This is a genomic window from Tolypothrix sp. PCC 7712 (assembly GCF_025860405.1).
In the GTDB taxonomy this organism is placed as follows: domain Bacteria; phylum Cyanobacteriota; class Cyanobacteriia; order Cyanobacteriales; family Nostocaceae; genus Aulosira; species Aulosira diplosiphon.
This window is the reverse complement of record NZ_CP063785.1, coordinates 8,316,488-8,330,393: the sequence shown is the minus strand read 5'-3', so window position 1 is coordinate 8,330,393 and position 13,906 is coordinate 8,316,488. Positions and strand designations below refer to the sequence as shown.

General features: G+C 37.9%; 10 protein-coding genes. 4 read left to right on the top strand and 6 right to left on the bottom strand.

Annotation, left to right across the window (positions count from 1 at the left end):
• Window positions 1-9: 9 nt before the first annotated feature.
• From HGR01_RS33890 to HGR01_RS33880, 3 genes are all read left to right on the top strand, one after another.
• On the top strand, window positions 10-990 hold the full coding sequence (locus tag HGR01_RS33890) for an aldo/keto reductase (protein WP_045867935.1): 981 nt from the start codon (window positions 10-12) through the stop codon (window positions 988-990).
• Between the two features lie 442 nt (window positions 991-1,432).
• Window positions 1,433-3,766 (top strand): hypothetical protein, encoded by a 2,334-nt coding sequence (locus HGR01_RS33885; protein WP_045867936.1) that lies wholly within the window; start codon window positions 1,433-1,435, stop codon window positions 3,764-3,766.
• Window positions 3,763-4,608, top strand: coding sequence for a hypothetical protein (locus HGR01_RS33880; RefSeq protein WP_045867937.1), 846 nt, complete (start codon window positions 3,763-3,765; stop codon window positions 4,606-4,608). The genes HGR01_RS33885 and HGR01_RS33880 overlap by 4 nt, the downstream gene beginning before the upstream one ends.
• A gap of 41 nt (window positions 4,609-4,649) precedes the next feature.
• Here the strand turns inward: HGR01_RS33880 and HGR01_RS33875 are convergent, their stop codons facing one another.
• From HGR01_RS33875 to HGR01_RS33855, 5 genes are all read right to left on the bottom strand, one after another.
• On the bottom strand, window positions 4,650-5,999 hold the full coding sequence (locus HGR01_RS33875; RefSeq protein WP_045867938.1) for a GTPase family protein: 1,350 nt from the start codon (window positions 5,997-5,999) through the stop codon (window positions 4,650-4,652).
• Between the two features lie 192 nt (window positions 6,000-6,191).
• On the bottom strand, window positions 6,192-8,852 hold the full coding sequence (locus HGR01_RS33870) for a CHAT domain-containing protein (protein WP_045867939.1): 2,661 nt from the start codon (window positions 8,850-8,852) through the stop codon (window positions 6,192-6,194).
• A gap of 424 nt (window positions 8,853-9,276) precedes the next feature.
• Complete coding sequence (locus tag HGR01_RS33865; protein ID WP_045867940.1) at window positions 9,277-9,828, bottom strand: late competence development ComFB family protein; 552 nt, start codon at window positions 9,826-9,828, stop codon at window positions 9,277-9,279.
• 437 nt (window positions 9,829-10,265) lie between these two features.
• The gene (locus HGR01_RS33860) at window positions 10,266-10,493 is read right to left on the bottom strand and encodes a photosystem II protein, Psb35-related (RefSeq protein ID WP_045867941.1); all 228 of its coding nucleotides are present in this window, start codon (window positions 10,491-10,493) and stop codon (window positions 10,266-10,268) included.
• 412 nt (window positions 10,494-10,905) lie between these two features.
• Window positions 10,906-11,961 (bottom strand): L-histidine N(alpha)-methyltransferase, encoded by a 1,056-nt coding sequence (locus HGR01_RS33855; RefSeq protein ID WP_045867942.1) that lies wholly within the window; start codon window positions 11,959-11,961, stop codon window positions 10,906-10,908.
• 489 nt (window positions 11,962-12,450) lie between these two features.
• Here HGR01_RS33855 and HGR01_RS33850 point away from each other — a divergent pair, with 489 nt between their 5' ends.
• Entirely contained in the window at window positions 12,451-12,687 is a 237-nt protein-coding gene (locus tag HGR01_RS33850) for a hypothetical protein (protein ID WP_045867943.1), read from the top strand.
• Between the two features lie 359 nt (window positions 12,688-13,046).
• Here HGR01_RS33850 and HGR01_RS33840 read toward each other — a convergent pair whose 3' ends face one another.
• Window positions 13,047-13,880: an arylamine N-acetyltransferase family protein gene (locus HGR01_RS33840; protein WP_081583923.1), complete on the bottom strand. Its 834-nt coding sequence runs from the start codon at window positions 13,878-13,880 to the stop codon at window positions 13,047-13,049.
• Between the last annotated feature and the right edge of the window lie 26 nt (window positions 13,881-13,906).

Genomic DNA, 13,906 nt, shown 5'->3' with positions numbered 1-13,906 from the left:
TGAGTCAATATGCACATTAACCAGGAATTATCACTCCCAATAATGGGTTGTGGAACTTGGGCATGGGGAAACCAGCTGCTCTGGGGATACGATCAAAGTATGGATGAGCAGTTGCAAGCCGTTTTTAACCTTTGTGTGAGTAACGGTGTAACCTTATTTGATACAGGTGATTCTTACGGAACAGGAAAACTCAAGGGACGCAGTGAGATACTGCTAGGCAAATTTGCTCGAGAATATCAGGGTATCAACGCCCAAAAGATTTGCATTGCTACCAAGCTGGCTGCTTATCCTTGGAGATGGACGCGTCAGTCAATGGTACAAGCTGGCAAAGCTTCAGCCCAAAGGCTAGGAAGAAATGTAGACTTAGTTCAAATGCATTGGCCTACCGCCAACTATGCACCTTGGCAAGAAGAAAGGCTTTTAGATGGACTAGCTGACCTTTATGAGCAAGGATTAGTCAAAGCTGTAGGATTATCGAATTACGGGCCAAAGCGTCTGCAACGCGTGCATCAAAAATTTACCGAACGAGGAATTGCGATCGCAACTCTGCAAGTTCAATACTCGCTACTCTCCACATATCCAGTAACCCAACTGCAACTGAAGCAAGTTTGCGATGATTTGGGCATCAAATTAATTGCCTATAGTCCTTTAGGATTAGGATTATTAACAGGAAAATATTCCAAAACAGGCCCCTTCCCTAAAGGGATTCGTGGTTTATTATTCAGACAATTACTACCAGGAATTGACCCACTTTTAGCTTGTTTAAAAGAGGTGGCAGAATCAAGAAATAAAACTATGTCACAAATAGCAATTAACTGGTGCATTAGCAAAGGAACTATCCCCATTCCCGGCGCAAAGAATCTCCAACAAGCACAAGATAATCTTGGTGCTTTAGGTTGGCTGTTAGATTCTGGTGAGATAGCCGCACTCGATCAAGTTGCTGCCAGTGTAGATAAAAAAATGGTACAGAATATTTTTCAAACTAAGTAAAATCACGAGAAATAGGGTTTTAGCCTAGCGTGAGTAAGGCTTAATTCTAATATCATTTGCTTACTAGGCAATTGGCTTTTTATTAGGCTATTATATTGTAAGCAAAGTATAAAAAATAGCTACAAACTCTTCCAGTATTGAATATTTTCTGGAAGACAACATTTGTATAGTATATAAATATACTATTATTTTCGGCTGACTCTTTTTTAAAGCAGCCACATTCGATTTGTGCAAAATACTCACTCAGTACAACTCAAAAAATTATTCTTCTGCTTCTAGTTAGCTCCATACGTAACTAATTTCTCCCAATCAAATAGAGTAACTATAGATAAACATTTTTATGCACAATGCTCATGTAATTAAATAGTTGAACTTCATGATTATCTAAATGACATTGTTTAAATAATCAACTTAATGAGATTATTTTATATGAGGTATATTCATGCCTATTTATATCGTTAGAATTGTGCGCGCTGCTGTCAGAGAAATTCAAAAATTACCACATGAATATTTTAAGCTGGTAGCAGAAATAATTAAAAATATTAGTGAAGGTAACCTGGGTGAGCATCGAAAATTAGAGGGATACAAAGATTTATGGAGAACTAAAAAACATGATGTGAGAGTGATTTGGACGAAAAATAAAGGACAGATTTTAATATTAATGGCAGGACAACGTAAAGATATTTATAAAAAAATTATTGAGGATATAAATAGAAACCCAGAAATAGATATAGCTGATGTATTTGAACTTGGACAAAAAACAGTAGAAGATGTTCCTACATATATATGGAATCCTATTCAAACTAACTCTTGGCATCAATTTGTTTATGGTGGTTATTTATATTCACCTGTTTTGACTCAAGAACAAAAAGCAATTTTTGAGGAAGTAAGAAATTCCTCTCCACAGTTTGGAGCAAACCATAGTAATAGTAATATTAATAGCCTTTTAGTACAAAGTGCGCCAGGTACAGGTAAAACAGTATGTGCGGCTTTAATGGCTTGTGAATTATATACACAAAATTATTGGAATATTGCTTTAATTCTGCCTGAAAATCTATGTGCTGAAATTAAAGAATTTAGTGAAATTAAAAAAAAATTACAGCTTGGAAAACCTAATTTTTTTGTAGGAACTTTTACAGAATGGTTATATCAAGCAGCACCAGATATATATGAAACATTAGCCACAACATCAGAAGAATTACAAGCTTTACAAGATGAAGCGCGAAGAATCCATGTGATTTCTTCTCATGAATTTCTTCATATACACGATTTAATGTTATTCAGAGCATTTATTGACCAAAGACATCAACATCCTGAATTTGACCATCCCATTTATCGAGAAAATGAGCATTGGATTGGAAAACTGCAAAGAATTAATCTGCCTAGGTGGAGGCATAGATTAGGAAATAGAATAAGCTGGATAGATGGAGTAACTGAAATTACAGAAAATACTCGTCCTTTAAAGGAGAGTAATACGACACTGTTCATATTTGATGAAGCTCAAGATTATCTGATAGATGAAATTAAAGCGATCGTTAAAATGCTGGAGCGATGGCAAAAGTGTAATAATCACGCTTCTATACTTTTTCTATTGGGTGATATGAATCAAAGAATTACACCCATAGATTTTAATTGGGGACATTTAGAGCTGAATAGAAGACACAGCCTTAAATATAATTATCGCAATACAAAATATATTCTAAAATTCGCTAATAGTTTCCATCTATTTGCACAGAGAGCAAGTTCAGGAGGTAAAAAACTACCTGAAGTCAGTCAACCTGAAGATGCTTTTGAACAAGGTGAACCTGTGAGGATACTAGAATGCACATCACAGGAAGAAGCGCTGAAAATTCTTAATGACCTAAGTGATAAAGTAAGATATACATGCGCTTTAGAACAGCGTTCTATATTGAGACTTCTTTCTAGCCAAGTCAAGCTAATTTATCAAGATATTCCCGAACAATACAGTAATCTTCCAGGATTAGACTATATAAAATTCCATCAAGCTAAAGGTAGAGAGTTTGATGCTTGTGTTGCTTTCTGTGTATTTAAAGGACAGGGACAACCATCATTTGAAGAAGCAAATAATTGGTACACGATTTTTACCAGACCGCGTTACCGATTACTTGTGATTGCAACTACTGATGAAATCAATAGATTTGAAAGATCGCATTTTCAAGAATGCCAATTTTTTAATACTTCAAATGCAGATGTTCTTGATTGGATTACAGAGTGGGCAAATGGAGAACACTTATTTAAAGATATCACAGGATTATGTAACATCATTTACGATGGTTTAAATAATCAGCCTGTACAAATTTATTGGGATACTTATGCTGCATTCAGGCTAGCAAGAATTGATAATGACACAGTTACACAAATTGAGGAGCAAGCAATTAAAATCCTTGCGACTCATTCTAAAGAAAGTTTAGAGGAAGAATTACGGCAAATTAAGCAAATTGATAGTCATAGCGATCGCATTCCCCTGCAATGCTTACTTTTAATGGCTTTAGATAGTTCTTGGGAAGCAGTTAAAGTAGCATCTGAGTTGCAAAGCATCAATAGCCAAGAATATGAAGACTTAATATTAAGAATTGCCAATAAGCTTCAGAGAAAAGGACTTGTATATGAGGCTGCTAGAGTCCTGACAAAGATTGGAATGCATATCCCCGAAAATTTTCCTTTTAGGCAAGAAATATCAAGCGATGAAGGATATTTAATATCTCTACTTTGCAATGCGGCTATAGAAAAGATTGCTAATACAGGTGAATTATGAATGATAAATTCCCGACAGATTTACAAGTTTCCCAAGAACTTGAAGCTTTATGTATAGTTATTAATAAATCTATAGATAAAGCCAAAAATATTCTCGAAAAAGTTAAGGAAATTGATGAAGTTCGAGAACTTATTCAGGAAATTCATCTAAGTCGTGAACAACTATTAGAAGCGAAGGATGATTTAAATCAACATGAAAATCGTGCATTAAGTCATTTAGACGAAGCTAGAAAACTACAAGAGAAATTACAAATTTTACAAGACATACCAAATCATCTGCATGAACTTGGTATAAATGAAGATGTTATACGAGATTTACAACTAATAATTCATAAAATTAATAATAATAAACAAGAAATTCAATCTTTTACTGAAGAGTCTAACTATATATTATTACAGGTTAAAAAATATCTTCAAGAATCACAGAATATACTTCAAGAAGTTAATAAAATAAAACAAATAATCGAAGAATCTCATAAAAATATAGATAATAAATTGATTGAGGTTAAAAATATCATAGATGTATATGATCAAAAAAATCAATATACTCAAAGTTTAATTCAGGAATTAAACCTAGTAATAGAAACAATTGGTGGTGTGGAGGAAATTAAAAAATTTATTCAAGATATACGAAATACTCGATTAGAAATGAATAATTCAGAACAGCGATTACTATCTGCACGACAACAAATGATTGCTGTGCGAGGTCTGGAGAATTATTTAAAGGACTTCCAGCACATTCGTAATCGTAAACAACTAAGGCAGTGGTTGTGGAATGAGTTAGGATTTGTGGGATTTATAGTTTATTTCCTCAGTTTGGTAATTCCAAACAGAAAAAAATGAGTTAGGCAAATGATTTTCAAGGGAGAAATTGTTCAACTACCCTAACGCTTAATACCCTTAAACCTTTCTTGTGCTGCTTTGAAAGCTTCTTGCATTACAGATTGAATCTTCTTTGGATCGGGTTTTTTACCACCCATTAAGTCACCAAAGTATACACAGGCTGTTTCGCCAAGTGACCAAGTGTATGCAGCAGCCCAGGATGCAGCAATCACGCTACCGAAACCGGGAATAAATTTGATCAGTTCTCTGGCTATGGCTTGGGCGAGAAAACCTCCTGCGATCGCACTTACAACTCCCCCTGCTTGAGATGGGGTTAAAGTTTGCCCGTATAAGTTACCTAAAGCAGTTACCATAGATACTTGTAACGCAGTCAGCACGGGCATAGTTGCAAATGGTAGTGGTACGGCTGCAAGTGTTGCTGCCATAATTGCAAAGGGTAAAATGTAACGTCGTCCTGTATCACGGTAAAGATTTCCTAGTTGCTTACCAGCCTCTTCTCGATCCAATAATTGATAAATTGCTTTGGCTTCGGCTTCGGGAAGTAGTTCGGCTAAGTTATCTCGCAAAGCTTCTAAGCCATAGAATACAGGGTTGTAACCGTCTTCTTCTAAAGTAAAGTCTATAAGGACAGATCTGTCACAGACTTTCGCAAAATCCTCTTGAATGGCTGCAAAGGCGCGATTAATTTCCTCATAGTTTGGCGGGTAATCTGGATGATCGGCGATTTCCGGCGGATAAACCTCATGTAAGCAGGTAACCGCTAACAAACAAGGAATATCTGGATACTGCTGACGCAAATCTTGGGCAATTTGACGTAATGTATCCGTAGCAAAATCGTTAATTTTCACCGTCAGAATCAAAACTCTGGCGCTGCGGCTGGATTGTTCTAAATCGCCAATCAATTCGCGAATAATTGCTTGAGTATCTTGTGTGACATCTCCCAGCCCTACCGTATCCGTGAAAACTAGCAATGGTAAATCATCGGAAGGATAGGCGTAACGCTCTGTATGTTGGGTGTGGGGGCGAAATCCTTGCCCAACGATTTCCGCAGAAACCCCTGTCAAACCCCGCACTATCGAACTTTTACCAGCTTGGGGTTTACCAATTAACAAAGCTTCCGTAGTTGGCAGTTCAGCGCGAACTGTCTCCAAAATTTCAGCAATTTGGGTTTCGCTAACACTAAACCATTGCACAACTTTCTGTGCTAAATCATCTACAGGTAATAGCTTATCTAGGCGCGGTGTTGCTTTGCGCCAAACATCAGTAATCCGGTTTTTCCACGAATCATCAGCAGGTTGCGCCGTAGGTAGATTTTGCGACTCTGTGCTATTGCTTTCACTTAACTGCTGAGAATCTGCTGACAATGAATCAGCATCACGTTGCTCAGTCATTGGTATAAAAACGGCAGATAGATGCCAAACTAAATGCTGTTTATTATTTTAGGGCATTGGGCATGGGGCATGGGGCATTGGGGAATGGGGAATGGGGAATGGTAATGGGTAATTGGTAATTGGTAATTGGTAATTGGTGTTTGTTATTTTTTCCCCTTTCCCCCTTTTCCCCTTCCCCCTTCCCCCTCAACCCTAAAGCCAGTTACCTACTAAAATATACGGTGCCCAATAGACTGGATGCTCATATTGCGGATCTTTTAAAAGGGCTAGCTGAGAACGACGTAAGGCTTCGGCTTTCCCTTCTTGGGTGTTGCTCAGATACTTGTAGAAATAACGCATTAAATTGGCTGTGGCTTCATCGTTAACAGCCCATAATGTTGCTAAAGTGCTGTTAGCTCCGGCTCTAACTGCTATTCCTGCTAAACCTAATGCTGCACGCTTATCGCCTGTTGCGGTTTCGCAAGCACTGAGAACCAACAGTTCTACAGATTCTTGCTTTTGCTGTTCGGGTATCTGGAGTAAATTATCTAATTCATTAATTTTGATTTGTTCATCCCAAGCCAAAATAAAGGTTTCTATTGCCTTTGAGCTAAATTTACCGTGGGTGGCAATATGAACAATGGGAAAGAAAGTGGATTTTAAATAGGTTTTGAGATTTTTGCTAGTGAACTCCTCATTTAACAGCACTGTGCTGGGTACTTCGGATTTGATTTTCTTTAATTCTTCTTCCACATACTCTAAGGGAGAAAAGCCTTGTCTAGCCTCAGTTAATCCAGCACCCAGTACTTTAAAGTTGCGCTTTTGCAACCGCTTGGGAGGTAGTAATTGTAAACTTGGTGTTAAAGCAACACTATATTTTTCAATAACAAATTGCTTCCCGTCATGCAAAGCAGCTAAGGGTACATTTCGGAAAACACCATCTGGAACAAAAACTAAAGTTTTAATGCCGCTTTTGACTAGTTCGGCTTCTACTGGACGAATCAACCAATCATATAGTTGTTTAGATAATGGTAGAAAGTCTTGCTTAGAACGAATAACTAATTTTTTCCGGAATTTTTCTACAATAGTTTCCAGCTCCTCCTCCGGCAAAACAGTGGCATAGTTTTGTAGTGGCTGTTTTGGCAAGCTGAGAATCACTTCTAATCTATCTGCCAAAATAATCGGATAGATGATTGCAGCTTGGGGATCTAACTGATCGATTTGAGCGTATTTTTTATCTAAACAAGCTTCGCGCAGAAAGTCATCGAGTTCTGCCAACTGTAAAGACTCAATCACTTGACGCGCTTGAATGATATCTTTTTGACTAGGTTGAGAGTGTAAAGACTCAATCAATTGACGAGCTGGAATGAGAGTGTTTTGACTAGATTGAGAGTTTCCTGGTTTGAGAAGTAAGCTGACTAGTTCTCGGTAGACTGGCTCTACACTTTCCCGAAAACTAAATTGCACATCTGGATCAATCGCCACCAAATCGGTTCGTAAAGAGTGGAGAGTATTTACAGCCTCAGTGTAGGCTGCGATCGCTCCAGTTTCATCTCCTTGTTTTTTCAAAAGTCGCCCTAATTGCCATTGCCAACGGTAGGCAATTTCTGGTGTATTAATAGCTTGGGCGAGTACAAGTGCTTGTTGGGTAAGTTCTTGAGCAATTTGCCATTGCTGAGTTTGTTCGTAAAGTCTACCCAGTTTACCTAATACGTAAGCTTCTGCTTGTTTATCTCCCAAAGTTTTTGCTTGTTGCAGATTATTTGCCAGCAATTTACCAATGCTTTCCATTGTGGGAGCATCTGGAAGATCTGCCTGTTGGAGGCGAATTAAACTCTGGGCTAAGTTCAGTTGAGCATAAATCGACGCACGACTGGGAGGTAAATTAGCTAGTTGTGGTTGAATTTGACTCCAGAGAGTTTGAGCCAAAGTCCATTTTTTCTGCTCAATTAAAATGCTCAGTTGATTCAACTGCGATCGCATTTTGAGAATTGGCGAGGGTGCGATCGCACTCGCCTGTTGATAGAAACCCAAAGCTGAGTCGGCATCTTGGTTTGCCCGGGCAACATTTCCCAAATCGATTAACGCCGCACTAATATCTAAAGGAGACTGTAATTTTTTTGCGATCGCTAGGCTTTGTTGTAAAACCTGCTGTGCTTGTGTCAAATTCCCGACTAAACGTAGGCTAGAACCCAAGCTACGTAATCCAGCCGTTTTGATTGCAGAATCAGGTTGCTTCTGGAGGATGTCGTTTACTTGAGTCAGGATTGATAAGGCGCGACGATATAAGCCTAAATTCTTCAAAGCTTGAGATTGGTTAATTAAACTCCGAATTACTCCTATCTCATTATCTGCCTTGGTATAGGTAGCAGTTGCTTGTTGCCAAGTTGCTAGCGCCGTTTCGGACTTGCCAATTGCTAACTCTAAACTTCCTTGAGTATTTAAAGCTTGAGCGAGGACATTTAAATTTTCTTTAGTGCGATCGCTTTTTACATCTAACAATTTCAGGCTACTAGAAATTGCTTGTTTAGCTTCCAACCACTGCCCTAATTGTTGATAACTCAATGAGAGGTTATTGAGAACTCTAGCTTGGTTTAGTTCATCTTTTTGCGCCTGGTAGATTTGTAAAACTTGCTGCCAAATTTTGATGGCTTCCCCAAACTGCCCAGCTTCGTAATATTGTCTACCTTGTTGTTCTTGTTGTACTACATTTGATAATCTTTGCCCTATCAATGGCTGTGAATAATTATGAGCAGCAACAGGTAATAGAGTTAACAATAGCCCTAACAATATACCAAGGATGATGACAATTACACGATTATGTAATTTTTTCCAATATTTATGACCAAGCAATAAATATATATTAATGTGCATAAATTTCCCCTGATGATTTTAGCCTTTAATAAGCACATTTTTGGGTTAATCAGCTAAACCACTGCCAATCCTTGTCGGTTAAGGTCAAAAGGGGCAATAAAAACCTTTAACCGTTTGGCTGACGCTCACGGCGTTCGCGAACAGCGTCCCGCAGGGAAGCCTTTTACCCAAACCAAATTAAGAGTTTAAAATCCTTAAACGAGCAGTATTGAAACCACTTCTATTTTGCATATTTAAGATGTCTTTTCAGTTTGTGGTATTGGACATCTAGCCAGCCAAAATTATGCCATTTAAATGTAGAAGAGCTTAATTATCAAAATTGCTGTAATCCAAATTCACAACCTCTTAGCTAGATATTACTGATATTTAAGGGTGCAAAGTTTTGCACCCCTACTCATCTATTTACCGCATTCTTTGATTTTTATTATCCTCTTTGATTATGCGGATGTTTTTCCCAATCAAAGATTTCATTATCTAAACCAGCAGGTTTACGCCAGGTAATCTTACCTCGCAATGTATTCATTAATGTTTTTTCAACTACATCAGCTAAGTTATCCCAAGATAAATCTGGTTCTTGAAGCAAAACTTGCAGTGCTTGTAAAGTAGCCTGTGCTGGATTTTCTTCTTGAAAATCCAGAAAATCCTCTGCACGTAGAGGATCTTGTTGTACAGCGATAATTCCCTGACGTACAGCCGTGGAAATCTTCTGATGAAATTCTGTTTTGCCGCGATGTAATTGCCTTTGCCAACCTCTCTTGCTAGTGGCATAAAATGCAGGCAAACGATTTAATGCATAAGCTGTCACCTCAGATGGGTTGATATATCTAGCAGTTTTAGCAGGTAAAGCTTGAATTTGAGTCTCAACCTCTGCTACCACTAGCACTTCCATCACATTGCGTGAGTTTTTGATAAAAATATGTCGTTTAGATGGCTGAATTGACGAATCAATTGCAGAATCATCAAAGAAACTCCTCATAGAGCAATACAAGTCAAATTACTGGTTATGGGTTTATATTGCCCTTTACTAGCATTGACCTAACAGGCAGATAGTTTTTTTAGTGCTGAATGCTGAGTTAAAAGATTTCTCTCTCATCTCCCTTTTCCCCTTCCCCTTTCCCCATTACCCAATCCCCAATCCCCAATCCCTAATCCCCAATCCCCAACAGCCAAAATAAAACCTCGGCTGCACGTGCCGAGGTTGATGAAGAAAAACCTAAAATTACCCAAATGTCAGATTTTCTTCCTAGTTGTCGTTGTTCAAATATTTAGATTTCTTAGCTTTGTAAGCTTATATTAATATATTTAACATATTCTTCATATAACGTCAATTAATTGAAGTTTTTGTAAAGCAAAGCCCCGCTTATAGGTACTGGGGCTTGTGTTTTTTAACATTCTGGCGAGCCACCTTAATTTTTATAAAGGCAGATTGCGGCTAGCATAGGCATCCATTGCATAGGCAGGAGTGCGTTCACTATAGTCTATTTCTTTACCTGTGATCGACTTTGACAATCTTTCAAAGGCATCAGAACGCCAGTTACGCTCGTGGATAGGCTTGCTTTGTTCTCCCAAGAAATAAGCTAGAGAGCCTACAACCGAAGCTGCTACCCAACCCACAACCAATAATGCAATTAAGATAGTCATCTCAAACCTCTGTTGGTAGTAAAGTAACTTTATATAAATAAAGATAACTTTTTCGTTACAAAACTTGCAATATTAAGCTTGGTGTGTGTACCGATAGTTAAAGTAGGGTAATCCACACTCCAATACTTGGTGTTAAGGGGAAAAAGGGTAATAGGGAATGGGAAAAGGGGAATAACAAACCTTTAACCTTTAACCAAGTGTCATATTTTTTTTCGTTTAGGTTTGTCTAGGGGAGCCAGTCACGTGCGGAGGTTCCCTCCGTTGAGTGAACTGGCGTTCAAATGTCAAGAGTCCAAAAAACCTAAATTTTTGTCCCTTGACATTTGTACAGACGCGATTAATCGCGTCTGTTGCAACTCTTATGCCAGAGGATCACTGTGCCAGTTGAGTAAGTCGTGTATTTATGCAGATTCTAATTCTTAGCAACCTGACAAATCACCATAATATGTGAAAAATATTTATTACAGCTAGAGTGAACTAGTTGTAATCCAGCCTCTTCTAGTTCTTGAATAAGTTCAGGCATTTCATACTTGTGATGTCGCCAAATTGTAATTTCTTCATCTTTGAAAACTGCAAAATTTTTATCTATGCCCAATTCGTTAAAAGTTACAGTGTAATTGCGATTAAATTTTATATTGGCAGTTACACTATCTGTTTTTACATCATATTTTCTGACAAGTTCGCAATCTTCTGCCTTAATTCCTACCTTGTTTTTAATCCATGCATATAGCTCTTCCACATGATATTTACACCCTCCTCGAGCTTTACCATCCCATTGCGAGTTAGAGCCAATTTCGTTAGTGAACACAAGTAAATCATTTTTACTCATGCTCTTTCTGAAGTTTTGTAGTGCCCTAATCCTATCTTGATGATTGCCGATAGTCACACCTAGATGTAAAAATATATTGGCTATATCTTCCTGAGAAGTTGAGCTTTGGCAAAGTTCTAGAGGAATGGCACTAGTTTCTATATCAACTGTGGCACTGTCAAATTTGATGAAAGGAAACCATTTAGTAAAGTTGGCTTTTGATACTTCTAAAAGTTCACTACTAATATCCAAAGCAATATATTGATTAATTTTATTTAATTTAGCAAGCCGAGAAATTAATTTTTTGGCAGGGTAAGAATTACCTGCGCCAACATCTATAATATTGACTTGAGTACAATGTTGATAACTACCATTAACATACTCAAAGTTTTTATTTAATAAATCAATTTCTACATTGGAGGTGCGATACCATTGAGGAGTAATATATTTTTGATAATAATTATTCCAAATTTTTGCACCTCTACCTTTATAGGAATACTTTAAAGGGATTTCTCTTCTAATCTCTAATGCCTGAATTAACTCTAAAACTTCTTGTTTAGAGAAGATAGAGTAAAACTTAGAATTTGGTTCTACGATCCGGCTGCTCAGACTAGATTTATCGGTAAAAAATTGTGAATTACTAGAAAAATTTTTAACCATCTTGTTTGGGTTTGTTAGATGTGAAAGTTGATTAGCATTTCAGCAGCGTCGCTTCTAACTCACCCAAGCAGCCAGAGTTATAACCAACTTTTATGTTTTGGATATGGCTCTGACTGGTAATACCAATTGAAAAAATCTTGCTACATATCAATCATGTGTATGGGTGCAAAGCTTTGCGTCCATAGCTCATGTATTTGTGGCATTGTTTTTTCAGACTGGTATAAGTACTTGGACAGAATTAATTACAGTATTTCATTACGAGCAAAGTGTACTTTTTCCCTAAGGAACGCTACGGGTAGCTTGCTTCTCCACAGGAGTACGGATAACCCATAGGAGTACGCTTCATTCGCAAGGACTGTAAATATTTTCCAGCTACTGAATTGCTTTATTTAGTTGTAATTTTGTTGATTGATTAATTCTTCCACAAAAATTAGGCACAAACAAGAAAACTGTGTAAATATAAAGAAAAGCTTAAGAGGTTAGAGACTCATGATCACTGCCAAAATGATGCGACAACTTTGGGCTGTAATTGAGTCTACTAATGTCAACACCTTACTGCAGTTTGATGATGTGGCTCTAGTACAATTGCTGCTTCAACAATTAAAAGCTAAACAGGAAATTGATGAACAGGCAGATAATAGCCTGGATAATTACATAAAATCTAAACTGCCTTTAATTCGAGACACTGCTGAAGGCAGGATATCTTTAGGACAAGACAATCAATAATACAAAAGTTCACCCAGACAATATGATAAATCACTGGCTAAGTATTGCCCTTGTAGCTTATCTAATGGGAGCGGTAATTGAAGGGGTAAGTACTGCTGGCGAGCTATCTGATTCTTTGGCGGAACTAACCAAAGATAGGGAACAGCAACTATCAGAGTCTACTAATCCCCTTCAGGAGAAATGGCGTATCTTTGCTGCCATTGCCTCAATCAGTCTTTGTGGGGCCTGCATTTGGCCTTGCCGTCTGCTTCATCGTTTAATTAAAAGCAACGTTTCAACTAAGGACTAGTACCTCTGCTACAAATTCAACATGAAGACAGCATCAGCGTTTTGTTAATTTACGAGGTGAATAACAGGCATCAATTGGGTTGCTCTGTTAGTCGTTGTAAAGCATCGTCAATACCTGCGATCGCAGGTAACTGTAAAAGAAATATATCTTCCAGAACAGTACGCAAGTCTTTTACAGTAGTCAGTAGACGCTGTTTTTTGCGACCATCTAAATAATGTATTGTTAGTTGGTGGTTTCGCAGTGCATAACGACAATCTACATCAGGCCTAGCTGCAATTAGTCCTGTAACAAAGATGGAATTGGGGTGTGTGGAAACATACCAATTACTTACCTGATAATCGGGTAGGTGTTGCTCTTGCAAATCGAAACGGTACAGTGATGTCCACTCCTGATTGATGTATGCTTGCATGGTATAAGTTTGGTCAACCATGAGTAATCGAAACGGTTCATGTGTTGTACTCTGCTCAATATCTGGTGTAAAAGACAGCGGTACAGTGAGCGTTAACCCTCCAAATCCCACATCTACAATATATTGCTCAGTATCAATAGTTACTAAAAGCAACATATGACTGCGAGGTGTGATAGTCCCTTCTGGAAGGTTCCAAATCACTCTTGCTGCTAAATTCTTTACCTGAAAGCCGAGAGATATTAAAACTGAGCGCAGTAATAAATTTTGCTCGAAACAATAGCCACCGCGATTTTCGTGGATTAGCTTTTGCTGTAGGGATGCTATATCCAGAAGTACAGGCTGTTTGAGAAACGAATTGAGGTTTTCAAAGGCGATCGCTTTTGTATGATGTAAGTGAATTGCCTGTAAAGTCTTAAATGTGGGAGTGCGATCGCCTTCATAGCCAATCCGCTGAAAATAGGCATCAATATTAATTTCAGTGGGTATGCTGGCCATTTTTACTTCCCCCATGATTGACAAAG